This is a genomic window from Serratia sp. ASV30, from assembly GCF_016428815.1.
GTDB lineage: Bacteria > Pseudomonadota > Gammaproteobacteria > Enterobacterales > Enterobacteriaceae > Chania > Chania fonticola_C.
In genome coordinates, this window is sequence record NZ_JAELTL010000023.1 from 1 (window position 1) to 20,968 (window position 20,968).

Here is a 20,968-nt window from a genome sequence, read left to right on the forward strand (position 1 = left end):
CCCCCCCCCCCCCCCCCCCCCCCCCCCCCCCCCCCCCCCCCCCCCCCCCCCCCCCCCCCCCCCCCCCCCCCCCCCCCCCCCCCCCCCCCCCCCCCCCCCCCCCCCCCCCCCCCCCCCCCCCCCCTTACTGATCCGGCGACCACCGAGATCTACACCCAGTTGGCATCGTCGGCAGCGTCAGATGTGTATAAGAGACAGAGGCGGTTCTCGATGTCTCTTATGTAAAAGATCTTATCACAGTTATACCTATAAAAGAAAAACTGCCTGATGCCCTATATGTTCTGATTCATAAACAACAACATGGGTTGACCCCGCTGGCTAAACAACTGATGGATGAAGTCAAAGCGGCATGTTTAAAACTTCTCTCTGAGGAGAATTGATACTACGGAAGATTGTTCCCAAGAAGATGCGACCTAATTTGATCGCACCTTCCTTAACCAGACAGAGTCCTTATAGTGGGAAACGTAATATGGCGTTAAGATCGGCACCGGAAGGTAAATCGTCGCTGCGTACTGCTAAAACTCTTGCACCGGTCGCCATCGCTCTTTTGGCAATCTCATCAATTAAATCGTAGGTGTCATCCTCATCGTGGTCACTGAAAGTGATTAATCCCTGCTCATCAATGGTGCCTTTCAGCTTGCAGTCGAGGTTAATCAGTAACAAATCAATGGCGCCGAATGTGGCTGCTCTTGCCGCATCTGAAAGATCCTGAGTGCCCCGGCGTTCTCCTAAGCGCGTTTCAAAGCGCGAGGCTAACGCGTTCAATTGCTCCTGATAATAGTTATCCATTAACGGCCGCACCAACGTTACCAATTCAGATGTACCAAGGTGCTCTGCATTTTTGAACAGCGTTTCATCTGCCAGGTTAGCCAACGAGTTTGTTGAACGGTAGATTGAGGCCAGCGGCTCGGTACTGACAAGGAGCAGCGGAGAATCATGTCTGGCAAACAGTGGACGTAACGCCTGGTCAATTTTGCGAGTATATTGCGCGAGTCGCACTTTATGATGTGTCGCTCCATGATGGTGGTCATTCAATGCTGCATCCCCCATAGCATCCTTCATGGAGGTGGGCATCTCTGGCACTGTCATCTCTTCTGCGGGAGCATCAGCAAAAAACTCGATCAGGCGCGTCTGGTTTTCAGAGAGTGCAAGGATGTAGGCCGAATGTGGGAAGGTTAACGCACGCAGTAGTGGTTTAAGGTAGAAACGTTTGCCCACCTCTAGTCGATTGGATAGCTCATTTGCCAGCCGGTAAGTTCGGATACTGTCTGGTGTTGCAAGCACCGCCAGGCTGCGTGCATGCAGGTCCCAAAATGACTCATCTTCCAACACAGAACAAAGCTGTTCTTCCAACAGGGCAACACGGCGTTTATCCAGGCCGCTGTCTGCAACCTGCAACAGCGCCTCCTTGATGAAGTTACCAAGTTGAATTTTACTGGCCTCTAAGTGCTGACGTAGAGGCGAGGTTTCAAGATAAATCGAGATACAAGCATCCGCATGAATATCAGCTAAATAGGCATATTCTTCACGGCTAGGGATATCAACATAAAGCATGTGCACCTCGCAGAATGACAATATTATTTAGGTGGTACGGCTTCCTTGGGGGCTTTCCGCTAACATTTTGGTGAGAGCCTTAAGCAGACAAACAGCCCGTACCTTAACAATAGTTGCTTCCTTGATGACCGGGGGACAATCAGGTGTTTTTTTATGCTGTTTTAATGAGGTACGCGTAAAGCGGATCACTTGATGTCATTTCTGTCACAACTCAGAAAAGTAGTTGGGAGGAACGAGGAAAAGCATGTTGCCGTCGTCTGCGAGCTTACAGGGCTTGTATTACGGTTTGGCTGCACGGATTTTTTTGCGTCAGTGAGATCCACTGACAGGCCTCCTGGGGCTGAGGTTCCGAGGCTGACGCAGTCGGCAGGGCACTAATGAGGTCCAACCAAACATAGAGTCACAGGTTAAATTTCCCGACCCAAGGGCTATTCCGGTCGTTTGACCACAGTTGTAACAGCATTTCCTTGAATCGTTCTGCTGCCGGGCTAAGTGAGGCCTCACGGCGTTGAATCAAACCGAGTGTTCTTCTCACCACCGGTTCAATCAAGGGGCGGCTCACCAAGGTAGGGTGGTCATCTTTGGGCATGGCCAGGCTGGGAAGTGCTGCAATCCCCAAGCCCGCCTCAACCAGCCCCAACGAGGTAGAAAGATGGCGAACTTCGTAAAACCAATTCGGATCCCACTTGGTATTCTCCAGGGCTTTCTCAATGAGAAGGCGATTACCGCTTGAGCGTCTCACACCAATAAGTGGATACCCATCCAATTCCTCCCACATCACCAATGGCTTTTGAGCCAAAGGATGGTCTCGTCGACAAGCCAGCACAAAGGGCTCATTAACTAACGGCATAAATTCAACGTTGGGATGTGTGACATTGATCATGTTAATGCCGAAGTCAGCATCGCCATTTAGCACCGCTTCTAGGCAATTATTTGTACCGTGCTCAAGGATCCGCACACGAATATTTGGATAAGAGGCATTGTAGTCACGAATAACGGTGGGCAGGAAATAGAATGCTGCAGTAGGCAGACAAGATAACGTGACTTTCCCAACCTGGTGCGAGGCCATCTCTTTAATATTCAACACTGAATTTTCAAATAAATTTAGCAAATTCCGTGCATTAGGTAAAAAGCTCTTTCCGACAGCGGTCAGACTGACCCGGCGAGTCGAACGTTCAAACAGCGGCGTACCCAGGCTCTCTTCCAGCTTTTTAATTCTGCGCGTCAGCGCGGGTTGAGTGACGTTCAGCACCTCAGCTGCCTTGGTAAAGCAACAAAATTCTGCAACTTTTACAAAAGCTTGGATCCCTTGTAGCTCATGCTGCATAGCGTAATCCTAAATGAAGAAAGAGGCCTGTTTAACCACAATGATAGCATCGGTATTAATGTCAAAATCGAATCAATCTCCCGATTTTCGGCATTAGAGTAATTGATCACCTTATGGGAATCTTGTGTCATCAAAAGTTGTTCACTGCCGAGATGATTAATTATGTTGCAGATCCCTTGTGTGCTCATGCGTGGAGGGACCTCTAAAGGTCCCGTATTATTGGCCAGTGATTTACCTCAGGAACGTGAAGCAAGAGATGAAATACTCTTGTCCTTGATGGGGGCCGGTCATGAACTTGAAATCGATGGTATCGGTGGTGGAAGCCCGCAAACCAGTAAGGTGGCGATAGTGAGCCCATCGACCAGCGCTGATGCTGATATCGATTATCTGTTTGCACAGGTGATGGTAAAAGAGCGGCATGTGGATACCACGCCAAACTGCGGCAATATGCTGTGTGCCGTTGGGCCTTTTGCTATTGAAAAGGGGTTGGTGGTTGCTACCGATCCCGTGACCCGGGTGCGAATTCGTAATCTCAATACCGGCACCCTGATCGATGCTGATATTCAGACCCCTGATAAGATTGTGACCTACGAAGGCGATACCACGATCGATGGCGTACCAGGTAGTGCGGCACCGGTTGGGCTGACTTTCTTGAATTCTGCTGGCTCCAAAACGGGTAAATTACTCCCGACAGGTAAGGTCATCGATGTTATTGAGGGTATCGGTGTGACTTGCATTGATATGGCTATGCCCATGGTATTAATCAACGCCTGCGATTTAGGTAAGCGTGGTGACGAATCGCCACAGGCTTTAGACGCGGATAAAAATTTTCTTCAGATGCTCGAAAGCATCAGATTAAAAGCCGGTTTGGCCATGGGGTTAGGCGATGTCAGTAAAAAGGTGATACCTAAGCCGGTATTAGTAAGCGAGGCCAGCGCGGGGGGTACCTTAAAAGTCCGTTATTTTATGCCCCATAATTGTCATAAATCATTAGCCATTACGGGATCAGTAGGCATTGCTACCGCTTGCCTAATGCCAGGGAGTATAGCCAATCAATTCGTTGACCAACCGGCGGGTGACTTTCTCGAACACGTCGTCATTGAGCACCCCAGCGGAAAAATTGATATCTCTTTAGTTAAAACAGGTAGTGAAATGGAAAGTGTTCGCGCCTCAGTGATAAGGACTGCCCGGAAATTATTTGTTGGCAATGTGTGTGTGGCTGAAGGGGATTTAGAAACGGAAGGCGTTTATTGATTTCGTATTACCTCAATGATTAGACATGTTTTATTTAACTGTGACTTATCTCTCTGTACCTACACTCAATATAACTATGAGGTCATAATGACTGTGTCCAAATCGGCTGATCTGCCAGGAAAAGGCAGTGGTGTTAGTGCCAGAAATTATTATCGCGTAATATTGGCCCTGGCTATCTCAGGGTTGGCTGAACTAGCCTCTTTATTTTTTATACAACCTCTGCTTCCTCGTTTAGCCATTGAGTATGACGTTGCCGTTAGCCATGTCAGTATTATTCTTTCCGCGGAGACCGCGTTACTGGCGATAGGCTTGCTATTTACCGGCACGCTCTCAGACCGATTTGGACGGAAACGGTTAATTATAGTATCGCTGTTTACCGGGGGCGTACTCACTCTCCTATGTCCCCTCGTTGAATCCTGGGCGTTGTTGGTGATGCTACGCGGTGTTATTGGGCTGGCGCTCAGCGGTATAGCGGCAGCGGCGACCGCTTATATCAGTGAGGAGGTCGCTCCGGTCGTGGCTGGGGTGGTCACCGGATACTTTGTATTTGGTAACTCGATAGGCGGTATGTCAGGACGTGTTTTGGCCAGCCAACTCATTGACTATGTCTCCATCGACATCATCTTCTACGGCTTTGCCGTGCTTTTGATGATGGTCTCGCTGATGGTATATTTTGTCTTGCCGGAGTCCCAAAAATTCCAGGCATCAAAAAATATTAATTTTACCCGTGTTCTGAAAGAAGGCGCACAGCACTTTAAAAATAAAAAATTGGCGCTAATGTTTGTCGTCAGTTTTATTATTTTCGGTGTGTTTACCTCTTTGTATAACTATCTTGCCTTCTTCTTGGCTAAAGAACCGTTTAATGTATCACATGCGCAAGCTGGATTGATTTCATTCAGTTTTGCTTTGAGTTTCTTCACCGCACCACAGGCAGGGCGTTTATCAGCGAAGTTCGGTGGAATGAAAGTATTGGCTGGCCTTTTCGTGATGATGATTGTCGGGATGTTGCTGACGTTGACACAAAATACCGCCGTATTCATTGTTGGCGCAGTCATTTTTACCGGATGCTTCTTCGGTTGTCACTCTATCGGCTTAAGCTGGGTGAGTAAAAATGCGACCCATTCTCGCGGGCAAGCAACGGGGTTATACTTGTTCTTCTACTATATGGGCGGCTCGGTAATCGGTTATTGCAATGGACAGGTTTTTGCCACATTCGGCTGGCCTGGGATGACCGGGTTCATTATCGCCTTGCTAGGGGTTGGGATTGTGGTGGCCAATTATTTAGGTGCGGTAGGTAACATCCTACTCGTCCCCGCCAAGAGTAATAAGTAGCCCCATATTTAAGCAGTGAATTACTATTGCCGGCAATGAGCATTTTTATTGCTGGCCCAGGAAAATCCAATAGGCCCTTTTATGAAACTCGCAAGCTATAGCCACGGTGGTCAAAAAAGTTACGGTATTTATACTCCCAACGGCATTATCGATCTGGGGGATAGAATTGGTGCGCGCTACCCCACTTTGAAATCATTATTGGAAGGTGATGCTCTTGCATTGGCTCGTGAATTTATCCGTTGCCAGCCTGATGTTTCGCTCGATGATCTTACCTTCCTACCGGTAATTGAACAGCCAGGTAAAATCCTTTGTGTCGGTATGAATTATGCGGAGAAGCGTAAAGAGTTTAATGAACAGAACCCTGCGCCCACGTTATTCGTCCGCTTTGCCGACTCTCAAACCGGCCACGATACCGATGTTATCAAACCTTGGTTAACCAAGGAGTTTGATTACGAAGGTGAGTTGGCTGTCATTATTGGTAAATCAGGTGAGAACATTGGACGTGAGCAGGCTTTTGAGTATGTCGCGGGTTACAGCTGTTATATGGACGGCTCGGTACGTGACTGGCAGCACAGTTGGTATACCGCCGGTAAGAACTGGCGTAAAACCGGCTCTTTTGGGCCTTTTCTCACCACGGTCGATGAAATTCCCGATCCCCATGCTTTATCTATCCGTACCTATCTGAATGGCCACTTGGTGCAAGACGACCATACCAGCAGCATGATCTACAAAGTCGCTGAATTAATTGAGTACATCAGTACTTTCACCTTCCTCCGTCCAGGTGACGTCATCATCACTGGTTCGCCGGGTGGGGTTGGGAAAAAACGTAATCCTCCACTGTTTATGAAACCGGGGGATTGTATCGAAGTAGAGATTGAAAACATTGGTCATTTACGTAACTCAATTGTTGAAGCCAGTTCACGATGCAACATTCCTGCGTAATAAAACGGGCTCCAGAACATCAGCAGAGATGTCAAAAAGGTGGGAGTGACGTTATGGACGGCAGTCTGGGAGTGCCCTTGATGGATATCATTGACTCTGTTGAATTTGAAGTGATTTCAGTTACTGATGATGTCGTTTGGATCGGAGAGATACACTCGTTTTTACAGCATTGCCATCTCGGGGTAGATCGGGACATTGAGCTGTTTGTCATTGCCCGCAAGGGCAAAAACATCATCGCCTGTGCCGGTTTGGCGGGTAACACCATCAAGTGTGTGGCCGTGGATATTGCCTGGCGTGGGGAAAAGCTCAGCGTACGGATTGTCGAAGAGGTGGCTAAGCTGGCAGCACAGCGTGGCAACCTACACCTTTTCTTGTATACCCGCCCTGAAAATAAGGTTTTCTTCCGCGGATGCGGTTTTTTCCCGATAGCCGAGGTTCCAGGTATCAGCGTGTTGCTGGAAAACACGCCAGTGGGTATAGCCCGGTATCGCGCCTCGCTCCAGCCGTTCAGGCAACCGGGCAAGCGTATCGGCTGTATCGTGATGAATGCCAACCCCTTCACTCTTGGCCACCGCTATTTGGTAGAACAGGCACTGCAAGCCTGTGATTGGTTGCATATCTTTGTCGTAAGTGAGGATGTTTCACTGTTCCCGTTCGCGCAACGGTTGGAAATGGTACGCCAAGGCGTGGCCGACCTCAGTGGTCTCACGGTCCACCCCGGCACTTGTTACCTGATTTCACGGGCAACATTCCCCAGTTATTTCCTCAAAGAACAGAAGGTGGTTAACGAAACCTATTCAGCGATGGATCTGCTTGTTTTCCGCTGCTATATCGCGCCTGCGTTAGGGATCACTCACCGTTTTGTCGGCACGGAACCCCATTGCGTAGTCACAGCACAATATAACGATGCTATGCATTACTGGCTGGAAGACTCAGACAACACAGCCTCACGGGCAGTAAGCGTGGTGGAGATCGACCGTAAAACCACCATGAATGGCCGGGCGATTTCTGCTTCCGATGTACGCCAGCTATTACGCCAACACCAGGCAGAGGCTATTGAGGACATTGTGCCCAAGACCACGTTGCCCTATCTGCAACCCTATTGCTTACCGGTCTGTACATCATGAAATGCGTTCATCAACCGTCAATAAGGTTATCCATTTTACAAATGACTCGAGGCAGGAATTCATACCATGAAAATAACTAAGGCGGCTCTGGCCGGCACCTTTGAGTCCAGCGATTTGTTGGTCAAGGTGAGTCCGTCAGAGGGAGGGTTGGACATCGTCATTAACAGTGAAGTGTTCAAGCAGTTTGGTGAGCAGATAGCGGCAGTCGTGCACCAAACCCTGAAGGCGCTAGATGTCACGGATGGGCTGGTGATCATTGATGACAAAGGTGCACTGGATTGTGTTATCCGAGCCAGGGTTCAGTGTGCGGTGTTACGCGGTACACAGGAAGAGACGCTCAACTGGGAGGTGCTGTGATGAAAAAGCTGCGGCGAAGCATGTTATTTCTCCCCGGTTCAAATGCGGCCATGTTGTCGACTGCATTTGTGTATAAACCGGATTCAATCATGTTTGACCTGGAAGATGCGGTGTCTCTGCGGGAAAAAGACAGCGCCCGCATTTTGGTCTTTCATGCACTGCAACTCCCGATGTATCGCGACATTGAAACGGTGGTACGCATCAATCCGCTAAATACGCCATTTGGTTTGAAAGATTTGCAGGCAGCGGTTCGCGGCGGTGCTGATGTAATTCGTCTGCCAAAAACCGACAGCCCGGATGATATTTACCAACTGGAAAATGAAGTTGCCCGCATTGAAGAGTCCTGCGGTCGCCCTGTGGGATCAACCCGTTTGATGGCGGCGATTGAATCGGCGGTTGGCGTAATCAATGCGGTGGCAATTGCCCGCTCTTCTCCACGTCTGATGGGGATTGCTTTGGCCGCGTTTGATTATGTGATGGATATGCAAACTGAACGGGGTGATGGAACCGAGCTGTTCTATGCGCGTAACGCGGTGCTGCATGCGGCACGGGCGGCAGGAATTGATGCATTTGATGTGGTGTATTCCGATATCAATGATGAAGCGGGTTTCCTACGTGAGGTGGACCTGATCCGCCGAATGGGCTTTAACGGCAAATCTCTGATTAATCCCCGCCAGATAGAGTTGTTGCACAACGCCTACGCGCCGACACAGGAAGATGTGGATTACGCAGTGCGGGTGATTGCCGCTGCAGAAGAAGGTGAGCGTGCAGGTCTTGGAGTCATCTCACTGAATGGGAAAATGATTGATGCCCCGATCATTAATCATGCCCGCATCGTACTCGATCGCGCCCATGCATCAGGTGTGCGCCAATGATGAATAAACGGAACCAACGGGAAAAGTCGATGATTAATGTAATTGATTCATTGCGCCAGCACTGTGCCGATGAGCATCACTGGACGCTATTCAGTGGTGCTAACGCCCATACTCCTTACCTGGCCGATGCCCGTCAAAAGCATGAGCGCAAACTGTGTACCAGCCTGGAAGACGCCATTACCCGCAGTGTTTTGCGAGACGGTATGACCATCTCCTTTCATCATGGATTTCGTGAGGGTGATAAAGTCATCAATACCGTGGTGGACGCTCTGGCCAGGCAGGGGCTGAAAAACATTACCTTGGCTTCCAGCTCTCTGATGACCTGCAATGCGCCGCTGATCGAACATATTCGCAACGGCGTTATCAGCAAAATTTATACCTCGGGCATGCGTGGCCCACTGGCAGAGGCGATCTCTAACGGGCTGATGAAGGAACCGGTGCAGATCCATTCTCATGGCGGGCGGGTGAAGCTGATCGAAAGTGGTGAAATCACCATTGATGTGGCCTTCCTCGGTGTGCCTTGCAGCGATGAGTATGGCAATGCCAACGGGACTGCAGGCCAGTCACGCTGTGGCTCACTGGGTTATGCGATGGTGGATGCACAGTATGCTCGCCACGTGGTGCTGCTGACCGAGGAAATCGTCCCATTCCCCAACCTGCCAGCCAGTATTCTGCAGACTCAGGTAGATAGCATAGTGCAGGTCACAGAGGTGGGTGACCCGGCGAAAATCAGCGTAGGGGCGGCGCGTGTGACCAGTAACCCACGCGAGCTGATGATTGCCCGAACAGCTGCCGATGTGATCGAGCATTCAGGCTATTTCAACAACGGTTTTTCGGTACAAACCGGCTCTGGTGCTGCATCAACGGCCTGCACCCGTTTTCTTGAAGCCCGCATGTTACGCCAAAACATTGTGGCGAGTTTTGCGTTGGGGGGGATCACCGGCAGCCTCGTCGATCTGCACGAGAAAGGCTTGATTGAAACCCTGCTGGATACGCAAAGCTTTGACAGTAGCGCAGCCTCCTCACTGGCAAAAAATCCGCGACATGTGGAAATTTCGACCAGCGTTTACGCCAACCCGGCGGCCAAAGCGGCCTGTTGTGACCAGTTGGATATCGTCATCCTCAGCGCGTTGGAGATTGACCTCGATTTCAACGTTAACGTGATAACCGGATCGGACGGTGTCATGCGCGGGGCTTCGGGGGGGCATTGTGATGTGGCTGCCGCCGCTAATCTGACCATCGTGGTCGCCCCCTTGATCCGCAGCCGTATTCCTACGGTGGTACGCCATGTGACGACCTGCGTCACCCCTGGCGAAAGCATTGATGTGTTGGTCACCGACCATGGTATTGCGGTGAATCCTGCACGTCCTGAGGTATACCAACGCCTGTTGGCCGCGGGTCTGCCGCTCATGAGCATTGAAACACTGCATCAGCGAACATTGGAAATTTGCGGTGAACCGAAACCCATCGAGTTTGAGGATCGCATTGTCGGAGTGATCCGTTACCGCGACGGTAGCGTTATAGACGTTGTCCGCCAGGTGAAACAGCCGTGAGTAGCGCACCTGCTGTTGCGGTCACCCCGGTGACGCTGGAGGCATTGCTGGCCGCCCGGGATCGACGGGCCGAGCGGCAAAGACTCTGGTTGGAGCGCTGGCAAGAGACCCTGGTTTCACTGACGTTGGTCTGGCCTGGCGAGGTTAAAGATAGCCCACAAGCTCGTCAGGTCATGCAGGTGGCACTAATGACGTTTGGGCAGTTGGTTCAGGGAGCCGGGTGGGGGATCAGTCAGCATCAGGTTTTCTGGTTGCCTGAAGGCGCGGAGGCTTTCTGGGCGGTAACGGCGCCAGCAGTGGCGGTAAAACGTGCCACGGTTGCGTTGGAAAACCATCACCCTCTAGGGCGGTTATGGGATATGGATGTTTTTAGCCCACAGGAGGGGTTATTGAGCCGCAGTCGTTTCGGGCAACCCGCTCGTACCTGTCTGGTTTGCGATGAACCTGCACATGCTTGTGCCCGTTCTGGCAAACACCCGCTATCGCGGTTGTTACAGAGTATAGAGGACAAGATTGATGACTACGTCAACAGCTTATCAGTGTGAGCCCATTACTGCTGGCACCATTGCGCAATGGGCCGTCGAAGCTTTACGACGTGAAGTGGAACTGACTCCCAAACCGGGATTGGTGGACCGGGAAAGTAATGGCGCTCACCGTGACATGGATTTGCCGTTGTTTCGCCGCAGCATCGCGGCGATAGCTCCCTGGTTCAGTCGTTTCGTCACGGTGGGTGAACTGTCGGCCAACGAGAAAGGCTACGTGGCCTTAAGTAAGGTGAGGCCGGTGGGGCTGGCGTGTGAGCAGGATATGTTCCGGGCTACTGGCGGAGTGAATACTCACAAGGGGGGCATTTTCTCGCTGGGTTTGTTGTGTACGGCGGCGGGGCGCCTGGCGGGGCAGCAGCAGGCGATTACCAGCACCACACTTTGCCAGGCAGTGTCGTCCCTGAGCGCTCATCTGGTGGAGCAGGAGCTGGTTCAGGGGTGTCGGGTTGCCACGGTTGGCGAGCGGTTGTATCAGCAATACGGCATGAAGGGGGCTAGGGGGGAAGCCGCCAGCGGGTTCATGACGGTACGGCAATACGCATTACCTGCGTGGCAGCAGGCTTGCAAAGCCGGCTACGCGGAAGAGCAGGTGTTATGGCATGTGCTGCTGACGCTGATGGCGCATAACTGCGATACCAATCTGGTGTCGCGTGGCGGGCTTGCTGGTTTGCGTTTTGTACAACGCCAGGCCCGGCAACTGTTAGAGATGCAGGACGCAGGGCTCGCCGAGCGTCGCAGGGCGTTGATTATGCTGGATCAACGGATGACCGCGGATAACCTCAGCCCCGGTGGCAGTGCCGATCTGCTGGCTGTGACCTGGCTATTGGCTCAGTACCCATGCTGACGGGTTTTAACAAGGATCGAGTCTGATGCACATGACAGAAGTGGACAGCGCCCTGGCCGAGGTGGCGGCACACCTGACCATGATACTGGTCCCTGGGGTGCGCGACAGCGGTGAGGAGCATTGGCAAAGCTACTGGTCCCGGCGTTTTCCATCGTGGCGCAGGATCCGCCAGCGGGACTGGTTTCAGGCAGATTTGGACAGTTGGGGATTAGCTATCCGGCGGGAGCTATTGGCCTGTAAGCAACCCGCTATTTTGATCGGACACAGCTTTGGTGCCTTGGCGTCATGTTATGTCGTCCAGAGTGGGATTTCGGGAGTGGCCGGAGTGGTATTGGTGGCACCGGCCGAGCCGCTACGTTTTGAATTAGAAGAGCGCATCAATAACCAGCCTTTGGCGGTACCGAGCCTGGCATTTGCCAGCCATAACGACCCGTTAATGCGTTTTACCCGCGCAGAATATTGGGCACGGGTATGGGGTAGTGAGCTGGTTGATGTCGGTGAGGCAGGGCATATCAATGCGGAATCCGGGTTTGGTGCCTGGGACTACGGCCTGACACGGGTGGGGCAGTTTGCTAAGCAAGTGATCAATAAATTCAATGAGTAAAATATTTTTAACATGAATTTTTAATGGGTTTTCAGGAGAAAGCAATGTTAGCCGACTATAAGCAACATAGCGCTGAGCGCGCCGAAAAAGGCATCCCACCCAAACCGTTAACGGCCGAACAAGTGGCCCAACTGGTTAAATTGCTGCAATCAGCGGTACCGGACGAAGGGGATTTCTTACTGCAATTATTAGCTCACCACGTGCCCTCCGGGGTGGACGATGCCGCAAAAATCAAGGCGGAATTTCTTGACCATATTGCGCAGCAAAAAGCTGACTCCCCGATGATAACCCGAGAAGAAGCGGTGCGCCTCTTAGGTACGATGCAGGGGGGATATAACGTACAGCCATTGATAGACTTGCTTGATGATGAGGTATTAGCCCCTTTGGCTGCCAAAGCGCTGGCTGCGACGTTACTGGTTTTCGACAAATTTGCCGAGGTTGAAAGCAAGGCCCGGCAAGGTAATGTACTGGCTCAGCAGGTTCTTCGTTCTTGGGCCGACGCGCAATGGTTTACCTCTCGCCCAGCGGTAGCAGAAAAAATCACCTTAACGGTGATGAGGGTGACGGGAGAAACTAATACTGACGATTTGTCTCCTGCGCCAGAAGCTTGGTCACGCCCTGATATTCCACTGCATGCGCTGGCGATGCTGAGTGTTCCCCGTGAGGGCATCACGCCCGATCTGCCAGGCATCATCGGGCCTGTCAGCCAGTTAGCGGCGTTAAGCCAGGTCGGTCATCCTTTAGCCTATGTGGGGGATGTTGTCGGCACCGGTTCATCGCGTAAATCGGCAACCAATTCGATCTTATGGTATATCGGCCAGGATATTCCTTTTGTACCCGGCAAACGCTGTGGCGGCATAGTGCTGGCGGGGAAAATTGCGCCGATCTTCTTCAATACGCTGGAGGACTCGGGGGCACTGCCGATTGAAGTAGACATCACCTCGCTGGAAATGGGCGATGTGATCGACCTTTATCCAGCCCAAGGCGAGATCCGTCGCCATGGCAGTGAAGATGTCGTGAGCCGGTTTGTGTTAAAAAGCCCGGTACTTTTGGATGAAGTCAGGGCGGGGGGACGCATTCCGCTGATTATTGGCCGTGATCTCACTGCTAAAGCGCGTACTTCATTGGGATTGCCGCCTAGTGACGTATTTCGGCAGGCTGCTGTTCCGGCAGAAAAGCACACCGGCTACACCTTGGCACAAAAAATAGTGGGTAAAGCCTGTGGCACCGTAGGGGTGCGCCCGGGGCAGTATTGTGAGCCAAAAATGAGCACGGTAGGCTCGCAGGATACTACCGGTGGCATGACGAGGGATGAGTTGAAAGATCTTGCCTGCCTGAGGTTTTCTGCCGATCTGGTGATGCAATCGTTTTGCCATACGTCGGCCTATCCCAAGCTAGTCGATGTTAATCTGCAACAGACATTACCTGACTTTATGACCCAACGAGGTGGGGTTTCACTGCGCCCCGGTGACGGCATCATCCATTCATGGTTAAACCGTATGCTAGTGCCGGACACTGTGGGGACTGGGGCTGACTCCCATACCCGATTCCCGATAGGCATTTCATTTCCTGCAGGTTCGGGGCTGGTGGCTTTTGCGGCGGCAACCGGGATTATGCCATTGGATATGCCCGAATCGGTCTTGATCCGTTTTCATGGTGAGAGGCAACCGGGGATCACACTGCGCGATTTAGTGCACGCCATTCCGTATTTCGCCATCAGAGAGGGCCTGCTGACGATTGCCAAGCAGGATAAAAAGAATGTGTTCTCAGGCCGTATCCTCGAAATTGAGGGATTGACGGGGCTGAAGGTTGAACAGGCATTTGAACTGGCCGACGCCTCGGCTGAACGTTCCGCGGCGGCGTGTACGGTTAAACTCGGGCAACCTGAAGTTGAAGAGTATCTAAGATCCAACGTGGTGTTACTCAATTGGATGATGACACAGGGTTATCAGGATCAGCCGACTCTCCGGCAACGAATCAAGGAGATGGAGGCCTGGCTGGCCAACCCTCAGTTATTGAGTGCAGACTCTGATGCCGAGTATGCCGCTGTTATCAATATCGATTTGTCTGAAATAACACAGCCGATCCTGTGTGTGCCAAACGATCCTGATGATGTTCATTTACTTTCTGAAGTGGCAGGCGAAAAAATTGACGAGGTGTTTATTGGCTCATGCATGACCAATATCGGTCACTTTCGTGCCGCCGGTAAGCTGTTGGCGCAGCACAAAGGTGAGGTTGCGACACGTTTCTGGCTAGCTCCGCCAACAAAAATGGATGCGGTACAATTGAGCAATGAAGGCTACTTCAGTCATTTTATCAAGTCAGGAGCCAGGATCGAGCCCTCAGGATGTTCACTTTGTATGGGGAATCAGGCCAGGGTTAAACCGGGAAGCCGTGTCGTTTCAACCTCAACCCGCAATTTCCCCAATCGGTTAGGTGTGGATGCCAAGGTTTATCTAGCCTCTGCTGAATTAAGTGCGATAACGGCCATGACGGGGCAACTTCCTGAGGTGGACGAATATCTTGGCTACATGGCGAATATAAGTGATACCGCTCAGGATACTTATCGCTATTTGTCATTTAACACCATGCCTTTTTATCTGGGGGGGAATGCCAGTTAAATTAATCGGTACGCGTTGCATTCTTGATTAAAAGGTCGTGCCTCTCAGGCTTTTATCGGGCAATGCCTGAGGGGCATTTGCGTCAATATTATCAAATATTATCTTAATCCGTTTGAGAGGAAATAGGGTGGTGAGTTCTATAGCCAATTATTTAAGCGATTAATATGATATCTAGGTGAATGATTATGATAAAAACCAATGTATGGAAAATGGGGGTGATCTTGGTAATCCCTCTGCTGGCATTTGCTATTCCCGCACCCGAAGGCCTTTCTCCGATGGCCTGGCAGCTTTTGGGGATTTATTTGGCAGCGATTATCGGATTGGTGATTAAGCCCTACCCCGAACCGGTGGTGTTATTGACTGCGGTTGCCGCATCCGCTGTGGTGATTGAAACGCTGGGTGACGGCAAACTCAAATTTAGTGCAGCGTTAAGTGGCTATGCATCAGGGACCACCTGGCTGGTTTTTGCCGCATTTACCCTAAGCGCTGCTTTCGTCACCACAGGGCTTGGAAAGCGTATTGCCTATAAACTGATTGGGCGGATAGGCAGTACCACGCTGGGGCTCGGCTATGTCACGGTATTGCTTGATTTGATCCTTGCCCCGGCGACGCCGTCAAACACCGCCCGAGCTGGTGGCATAATTTTTCCTATCATCAATAGTATCGCGGTGGCCTTAGGCTCCGATCCCGAGAAGAGTCCGTGTAAGGCCGGGCGTTTTCTTATGATCAATATCTATATGGTAACGAAAACCACCAGTTATATGTTCTTAACGGGCTTTGCTGGCAATGCGTTGGCATTGAGCCTGATGTCCGACATTTTTCATATCAAGATAAGTTGGCTGGGTTGGGCGTTGGCCGGAGGGATACCGGGGTTAATTATGCTGGCGGTTATTCCCTACATCACTTATAAGATCTCACCCCCAGAGTTGAAATGTATCGACAATAAAACCCTTTCTGCTGAAGGCTTGGCTACCTTAGGCCCTATGACGAAGAGGGAAAAAGGGTTGATGATTATATTTCTGTTGGCATTGCTAGGCTGGATATTCTCCGGTGAGTTAGGGATTGATGCGGCGACCGTTGCGATTATTGTGATGGTGCTTGCCTTGCTTTCTGGCGTGGTCAGTTGGGATGATATTCTAAAAAACAAAGGTGGATGGAGCACGCTGATTTGGTATGGCGGGATTATTGGTCTGAGCAGTACCTTATCCAAGACCGGTTTTTTCACCTGGTTAGCCGATTGGTTTTCTCATCACTTTACCTTTAGCGGTTCAGGTAATTATGTGGTGATTATACTGCTGTTGATCAGCATTTTTATCCGCTATCTGTTTGCTTCCGGCGGTGCTTATGTCGCCGCGATGGTACCGGTTTTTGCCACTGTCGGCATGGTGGCTGGGGCGCCGCCGATGATCCTGGCTTTAGCCATATTATTCTCCAACTCCTATGGCGGATGCATTACCCACTATGGTGGAGCCGCTGGGCCTATCGTTTTTTCTGCTGGCTATAATGATATCAAATCATGGTGGATCACCGGGACTGTGATTGCCTTACTCACGTTCGTTGTTCACGTGATGATTGGAATGCCGTGGTGGCAGTTTTTAATCAGTCAGGGTTTTTTGTAGAGGAAAACGTTTAGCGGGCTTATAGCGGGGGGAGTTTTAACCCAAAAGCAAAAAACCCGCCATAGGCGGGTTCTTCTAAATGATGGTGCCCGGACTCGGAATCGAACCAAGGACACGGGGATTTTCAATCCCCTGCTCTACCGACTGAGCTATCCGGGCAACGGGGCGCATTAAACCGTATTGGCCGTGCGGCGTCAACGGATTTGTGACGAAAAACGTGAAAACAGCGCCGATTGCTGGCTTTTCAGGCAAAGGCCGCGTAATTCTACCTCTGTTGCCACCAGGTCACAGCGTTGCGCGCTTTAGCTTAACGCACCGAACTTACGGCACTGGGCAATATGCAAGATATCTTCGGCCAGCCGTTTGGCTACGGCGACATCCTGCAACTGGCGTTTTATCAGTAACTTGCTCAAGCAACCCTCCTGCACCAACTCCATTTGTTGCGCTACCGAGTCGGCGTCGTCGGCATCCATCTCACGCAACAGATCGCGGGTGAAGTCCAGTGAGGTGAGCTTCTGCTGCTCGGCCAGTTGATGGATCGGATGGTCGCTCTCAGGGAAGAAGCTACAGGCGGCAATAAACAGGCAGCCAGGGTAACGTTCATTCTGTACGTGCTCTGCCAGCACGTCATAACGCGCCAGCAGCTTTTGCTGCGGGCTCAACGTCTCATCAAGCTGCAACTGGCGGCGCCAGGTATCAATTTGTTGGCCGTGGTAGCGCAGGCAGTCATACAGCAGTGCCTCACGGTCTGGCCAGAACGGTTTGAAATCACTGTATGGCACACCCAGTTTTTCTGCCAGCATTTCCAAGGTGGTGGTCGCCAGGCCCTGTTTTTCCAACAGCTCCAAGGCTGTATTTAAAACCTGTTCACGTTGCACTAGTGCTCCCTCCAAAAAATGTTCTGAAACTCAGTGTCGTTTACCGAGTGGTTTTCTGCAAATGTGCGTCGAAGGCTTCTGCGTTCATAAAGCCCGTCACGCGAGCTGCGGGTAACTCTTTGCCATCTCGGTCAAAGAACAAAATGGTCGGCAAGCCAAGCACCTGCAAGTGCCTGAGCAAGGCAGCCTGCTCGGCATTGTTGGCCGTTACGTCGGCCTGCAGCAACACCGTATCGGCCAATTGGGCCTGCACCGCCGGATCGCTGAAGGTGTACTTCTCAAACTCTTTGCAGGCGACACACCAGTCCGCATACAGATCCAGCATTACCGGCTTGCCCTGCGCCTGTTGCAGCGCCTGGTTAAGCTGCTCAACGTTACTGATACGGGTGAAGTTCAGATGTGGCTGGGCCGCCTGCTCAGAGGCGGCGTTGCCGAATGCCCAGTCTTGCAATGGGCGCGCCGAAATCACCAGCGCCGCCAGTAGCAGCACCTGGATGGCTCGCGTCCAGCCACGGGATGATTTCAGGCTCAGGACGAATGCCCAGCCGAAGAATGCCAGGCCGAGCAGGCTCCACAGGCGCAGCCCCCAGACGTCGCCGATCACCCGCTCAAGCAGGAACACCGGCAGCGCCAGGATCACAAAGCCAAAGGCTTCTTTGACGTACTGCATCCACGGGCCGCTGCGTGGCAGCAGGCGGTTGCCGAAGAGCGTCACGATCACCAGCGGGATACCCATCCCCAAGGCATACAGATAGAGCGTGCCACCACCGGCCCACATATTACCGCTTTGGGCGATGTACAACAGGATGGCGCTGAGTGGGGCGGTGGTGCATGGCGAGCAGATCAGGCCTGCCAGAGCGCCCATCACAAACACGCCCACCAGCGAGCCACCCTGCTGGGTGTTGCTCCAGTTGGCCAGCCGCGTTTGCAGTGAAGAGGGGAGCTGCAAGGAGTAGCAGCCGAACATGGACAGAGCCAGGGCGACAAACAGCACCGACAGACCGATCAGCACGTAAGGGTGTTGCAGCGCGGCCTGGAACTGCAACCCGGCGGCGGCAACCACCAGGCCGAGCAGGGTATAGGTCAGCGCCATGCCTTGCACATATACCACGGCCAGCACCAGAATGCGCCCGCTGCTGTGTGGCCGCTCACGGCCCAGAATAATGCCGGAAATCAGCGGATACATCGGCAACACGCAAGGGGTAAACGCAATACCGATACCAATCAACAAGGCCCACAGAGGGGAGAAGGGCAGATTGGCCGGTGCTGTTTCTGCTGGTGCTACGGTTACCGCTGCTGCGGGCTCTGCGGCAAGCGCCACTGCGCTCAGTGGGATCACGCGGGTTTCCGGTGGATAGCAGAAACCGGCCTCAGCACACCCTTGATAGGTGACGCTCAGGCTGGCATTGTCACCCGCCTGCAACAAGGGAATGCTCAGGGCCAATGGCTCCTTGAATATCGCCACTTCACCAAAGAATTCATCTTTATGCTTCAGCCCGGCGGGCAGCTCGAACTGGCCTAGCGTTGCCTGCTGTGGCACCAGCTTGATTTGCTGACGGTACAGGTAATAACCAGGGCGGATTTGCCAGCTTAGCGTCAGTTGGGGGCCCTGTTGTTTAAAATCAAAGGCAAATGCCTGATCGACGGGGACGAACTGGTTGCCCGCGTTTTGGCCGAACAGTGAAGCCTGAGCCGCAGCGGGCAGGAAGAACAGGCTGCACAGCAGCAATATCAGTTTAATGAGGCGTTGATCCATGACAGGTAATCTTTATCTCCAGCCATCACCGGCAGTACCAACAGTTCGGGTGTCTGGTACGGGTGATGTTGTTTCAGGTAGGTGAGTAGCGCTTGTTGATGCTGGCGATCGCTTTTAAACAGCATCTGCACTTCGTATTCCTGTTGCAGTTTCCCTTCCCAGTAATACAGCGATGTTGCCCCAGGCAGCAGCGTGGCGCAGGCCGCCAGTTTCTCCCCCAGGACGCGTGCCGCCAGCTCTTGCGCTGTGGCTTCATCGGGTGCGGTACAGAGTATGACGATAGCTTCGCAATCAGACATCTTCGGCCCTCTCAACCAGGTTTGGTAACAGGGCACTATACCCTGAAGCGGTGTTGGCTAGAAGGTTAGATTATCAGCAGCAGGGGAATGAGGCGGAGAAAGCGGGGCCGAAGCCCCGCTTGAGGATCACAGAATAACGCTGCCAATCAGGAAGCCGAAGATGACGGCAAACGCCACACCCAAGGTGCCAGGGATCAGGAACGGATGGTTAAACACGAAACGCCCGATGCGTGTCGTTCCGGTATCGTCCATCTGTACTGCCGCCACCAGGGTAGGGTAGGTTGGCAGAATGAACAGGCCAGAAACGGCAGCAAAGGAAGCGATCGCCGTCAGCGGGGTGACGTTCAGGGCCAGCGCCATCGGCATCAACGCCTTGGCAGTGGCGGCCTGAGAGTACAGCAGCGCCGAACAGAAGAAGAAGATCACCGCCAGCAACCAAGGATGGGATTGGATCACGGTACCTGCAGTCTCTTTAATCCAGTCAAGGTTGGCCTGCACAAAGGTGTCACCCAACCAGGCTACGCCCAGGATACAGATACAGGCGCTCATCCCGGCCTTAAAGGTGCTGGAGTTCAAAATCAGGTCGGTTTCGATGCGACACAGGATGGTGGTCAGGGTGGCCACGCTCAGCATGATGATCAGGATAGCATTGGTGGTGTTCATCAGCGGCGTCGTCACCAGACCCATGCTTGGGCTGTTGATGATGGCATAAGCCACTACGCTCAGTACGCCAGCCAGGAACAGCAGCACGGAGGTTTTTGCACGCGGTTTGATCACGATGACGTTCTCACCACGCAGGGCAACCAGACCTTCTTCGAAGCGCTTTTGATACACAGGATCGTCAGACAGCTTGGAGTCAAACAACCAAGTGACCAGCAGCGACATCAGTATCACAGCCAGGAAGGTGGAAGGGATCACCACCATCAGCAAGTGTAGGTAACTCACGCCGTGGCCTTCCATAACGGAAGACATATACACCACCGCTGCCGAGATAGGCGAAGCGGTTATGGCAATCTGTGCGGAAACTACGGCAGTAGACAGTGGGCGGCAAGGTTTGATGCCTTGCTCTTTAGCCACTTCTGCAATTACCGGCAGGGCCGAGAGGGAGATATTACCGGTACCGGCGAAGATGGTCAGGAAATAGGTGACGATTGGGGCCAGAATAGTGATGTATTTTGGATTTTTGCGCAGCAGTTTCTCGGTTTGCTGCACCAGATAGTCCATCCCGCCAGCGACCTGCATGGCGGCGATAGCGGCGATAACCGCCATAATGATTGAAATAACGTCGAAGGGAATGCTGCCTGGCTTAACGCCGATCATCGCCAGTACCAATACCCCAAGACCGCCTGCAAAGCCTATTCCGATACCGCCCAGTCTGGCCCCCAAAAAGATGGCCAGTAGAACGATCACCAATTCTACTACTAGCATAGTGTTTACCCCTTAAAATGGATTTTTATGAAAACCAAAGGTTGCAACTTTGT

19 protein-coding genes and 1 tRNA gene are annotated in these 20,968 nt (G+C 52.2%); 13 read left to right on the plus strand and 7 right to left on the minus strand.

Annotated elements, in window-relative coordinates; all coding sequences use genetic code 11:
- Window positions 1-225, plus strand: a 225-nt coding sequence (locus JHD74_RS12255; protein WP_199062793.1) for a hypothetical protein, incomplete at its 5' end; no start/stop codon positions are given.
- A gap of 225 nt (window positions 226-450) precedes the next feature.
- Here the strand turns inward: JHD74_RS12255 and JHD74_RS12260 are convergent.
- Window positions 451-1,554: a hypothetical protein gene (locus tag JHD74_RS12260; protein ID WP_074031783.1), complete on the minus strand. Its 1,104-nt coding sequence runs from the start codon at window positions 1,552-1,554 to the stop codon at window positions 451-453.
- Between the two features lie 400 nt (window positions 1,555-1,954).
- Window positions 1,955-2,881 carry a LysR family transcriptional regulator gene (locus tag JHD74_RS12265; protein WP_024531084.1) on the minus strand — a complete coding sequence of 309 codons (927 nt, stop codon included), beginning with the start codon at window positions 2,879-2,881 and terminating at the stop codon, window positions 1,955-1,957.
- Window positions 2,882-3,043: 162 nt separating this feature from the next.
- Here JHD74_RS12265 and JHD74_RS12270 point away from each other — a divergent pair, with 162 nt between their 5' ends.
- From JHD74_RS12270 to JHD74_RS12325, 12 genes are all read left to right on the plus strand, one after another.
- A complete protein-coding gene (locus tag JHD74_RS12270; protein WP_024531085.1) occupies window positions 3,044-4,135 on the plus strand; it encodes a 4-oxalomesaconate tautomerase in 1,092 nt (363 codons plus the stop codon).
- Between the two features lie 87 nt (window positions 4,136-4,222).
- Window positions 4,223-5,467 (plus strand): MFS transporter, encoded by a 1,245-nt coding sequence (locus tag JHD74_RS12275; RefSeq protein WP_074031784.1) that lies wholly within the window; start codon window positions 4,223-4,225, stop codon window positions 5,465-5,467.
- A gap of 81 nt (window positions 5,468-5,548) precedes the next feature.
- Window positions 5,549-6,409: a fumarylacetoacetate hydrolase family protein gene (locus JHD74_RS12280; protein ID WP_074031785.1), complete on the plus strand. Its 861-nt coding sequence runs from the start codon at window positions 5,549-5,551 to the stop codon at window positions 6,407-6,409.
- Between the two features lie 80 nt (window positions 6,410-6,489).
- Entirely contained in the window at window positions 6,490-7,536 is a 1,047-nt protein-coding gene (gene citC / locus JHD74_RS12285; RefSeq protein ID WP_199062794.1) for a [citrate (pro-3S)-lyase] ligase, read from the plus strand.
- 66 nt (window positions 7,537-7,602) lie between these two features.
- Complete coding sequence (gene citD / locus JHD74_RS12290; protein ID WP_074031786.1) at window positions 7,603-7,893, plus strand: citrate lyase acyl carrier protein; 291 nt, start codon at window positions 7,603-7,605, stop codon at window positions 7,891-7,893.
- On the plus strand, window positions 7,893-8,768 hold the full coding sequence (citE, locus tag JHD74_RS12295; protein ID WP_024531090.1) for a citrate (pro-3S)-lyase subunit beta: 876 nt from the start codon (window positions 7,893-7,895) through the stop codon (window positions 8,766-8,768). Before citD ends, citE begins: the two co-directional genes overlap by 1 nt.
- A gap of 29 nt (window positions 8,769-8,797) precedes the next feature.
- Window positions 8,798-10,321, plus strand: coding sequence for a citrate lyase subunit alpha (citF, locus tag JHD74_RS12300; protein ID WP_074031829.1), 1,524 nt, complete (start codon window positions 8,798-8,800; stop codon window positions 10,319-10,321).
- A complete protein-coding gene (citX, locus tag JHD74_RS12305) occupies window positions 10,318-10,866 on the plus strand; it encodes a citrate lyase holo-[acyl-carrier protein] synthase (protein ID WP_074031787.1) in 549 nt (182 codons plus the stop codon). Before citF ends, citX begins: the two co-directional genes overlap by 4 nt.
- A complete protein-coding gene (gene citG, locus JHD74_RS12310; RefSeq protein WP_074031788.1) occupies window positions 10,838-11,710 on the plus strand; it encodes a triphosphoribosyl-dephospho-CoA synthase CitG in 873 nt (290 codons plus the stop codon). Before citX ends, citG begins: the two co-directional genes overlap by 29 nt.
- 25 nt (window positions 11,711-11,735) lie before the next feature.
- Entirely contained in the window at window positions 11,736-12,314 is a 579-nt protein-coding gene (locus JHD74_RS12315) for an alpha/beta hydrolase (protein WP_024531094.1), read from the plus strand.
- 44 nt (window positions 12,315-12,358) lie between these two features.
- Complete coding sequence (acnB, locus tag JHD74_RS12320) at window positions 12,359-14,935, plus strand: bifunctional aconitate hydratase 2/2-methylisocitrate dehydratase (protein ID WP_199062795.1); 2,577 nt, start codon at window positions 12,359-12,361, stop codon at window positions 14,933-14,935.
- Window positions 14,936-15,120: 185 nt separating this feature from the next.
- Window positions 15,121-16,554 (plus strand): anion permease, encoded by a 1,434-nt coding sequence (locus tag JHD74_RS12325; RefSeq protein ID WP_024531096.1) that lies wholly within the window; start codon window positions 15,121-15,123, stop codon window positions 16,552-16,554.
- Window positions 16,555-16,637: 83 nt separating this feature from the next.
- Here JHD74_RS12325 and JHD74_RS12330 read toward each other — a convergent pair.
- The 5 genes from JHD74_RS12330 to JHD74_RS12350 all read right to left on the minus strand — a co-directional run bounded on the left by JHD74_RS12330 (window position 16,638) and on the right by JHD74_RS12350 (window position 20,915).
- Window positions 16,638-16,713, minus strand: a tRNA-Phe gene (locus tag JHD74_RS12330).
- Window positions 16,714-16,856: 143 nt separating this feature from the next.
- Entirely contained in the window at window positions 16,857-17,432 is a 576-nt protein-coding gene (locus JHD74_RS12335) for a transcriptional regulator (RefSeq protein WP_024530208.1), read from the minus strand.
- 40 nt (window positions 17,433-17,472) lie between these two features.
- Window positions 17,473-19,188 (minus strand): protein-disulfide reductase DsbD, encoded by a 1,716-nt coding sequence (locus tag JHD74_RS12340; RefSeq protein WP_199062796.1) that lies wholly within the window; start codon window positions 19,186-19,188, stop codon window positions 17,473-17,475.
- Window positions 19,164-19,487, minus strand: a complete 324-nt coding sequence (cutA, locus tag JHD74_RS12345; RefSeq protein WP_021807588.1) for a divalent cation tolerance protein CutA — start codon at window positions 19,485-19,487, stop codon at window positions 19,164-19,166. The genes JHD74_RS12340 and cutA overlap by 25 nt, the downstream gene beginning before the upstream one ends.
- 126 nt (window positions 19,488-19,613) lie before the next feature.
- Window positions 19,614-20,915, minus strand: a complete 1,302-nt coding sequence (locus tag JHD74_RS12350) for an anaerobic C4-dicarboxylate transporter (RefSeq protein ID WP_024484767.1) — start codon at window positions 20,913-20,915, stop codon at window positions 19,614-19,616.
- Window positions 20,916-20,968 lie beyond the last annotated feature (53 nt).

Excerpts from the sequence above, each read along its gene's own strand:
- JHD74_RS12275 (WP_074031784.1), top strand. The coding sequence starts at position 4,223 with ATGACTGTGTCCAAATCGGCTGATCTGCCAGGAAAAGGCAGTGGTGTT.
- citF (WP_074031829.1), top strand. The coding sequence starts at position 8,798 with ATGATTAATGTAATTGATTCATTGCGCCAGCACTGTGCCGATGAGCAT.
- citC (WP_199062794.1), top strand. The coding sequence starts at position 6,490 with ATGGATATCATTGACTCTGTTGAATTTGAAGTGATTTCAGTTACTGAT.
- JHD74_RS12340 (WP_199062796.1), bottom strand. The coding sequence starts at position 19,188 with ATGGATCAACGCCTCATTAAACTGATATTGCTGCTGTGCAGCCTGTTC.
- cutA (WP_021807588.1), bottom strand. The coding sequence starts at position 19,487 with ATGTCTGATTGCGAAGCTATCGTCATACTCTGTACCGCACCCGATGAA.
- acnB (WP_199062795.1), top strand. The coding sequence starts at position 12,359 with ATGTTAGCCGACTATAAGCAACATAGCGCTGAGCGCGCCGAAAAAGGC.
- citD (WP_074031786.1), top strand. The coding sequence starts at position 7,603 with ATGAAAATAACTAAGGCGGCTCTGGCCGGCACCTTTGAGTCCAGCGAT.
- JHD74_RS12270 (WP_024531085.1), top strand. The coding sequence starts at position 3,044 with ATGTTGCAGATCCCTTGTGTGCTCATGCGTGGAGGGACCTCTAAAGGT.
- citE (WP_024531090.1), top strand. The coding sequence starts at position 7,893 with ATGAAAAAGCTGCGGCGAAGCATGTTATTTCTCCCCGGTTCAAATGCG.
- JHD74_RS12325 (WP_024531096.1), top strand. The coding sequence starts at position 15,121 with ATGATAAAAACCAATGTATGGAAAATGGGGGTGATCTTGGTAATCCCT.
- JHD74_RS12280 (WP_074031785.1), top strand. The coding sequence starts at position 5,549 with ATGAAACTCGCAAGCTATAGCCACGGTGGTCAAAAAAGTTACGGTATT.
- JHD74_RS12350 (WP_024484767.1), bottom strand. The coding sequence starts at position 20,915 with ATGCTAGTAGTAGAATTGGTGATCGTTCTACTGGCCATCTTTTTGGGG.
- JHD74_RS12315 (WP_024531094.1), top strand. The coding sequence starts at position 11,736 with ATGCACATGACAGAAGTGGACAGCGCCCTGGCCGAGGTGGCGGCACAC.
- citG (WP_074031788.1), top strand. The coding sequence starts at position 10,838 with ATGACTACGTCAACAGCTTATCAGTGTGAGCCCATTACTGCTGGCACC.
- JHD74_RS12265 (WP_024531084.1), bottom strand. The coding sequence starts at position 2,881 with ATGCAGCATGAGCTACAAGGGATCCAAGCTTTTGTAAAAGTTGCAGAA.
- JHD74_RS12260 (WP_074031783.1), bottom strand. The coding sequence starts at position 1,554 with ATGCTTTATGTTGATATCCCTAGCCGTGAAGAATATGCCTATTTAGCT.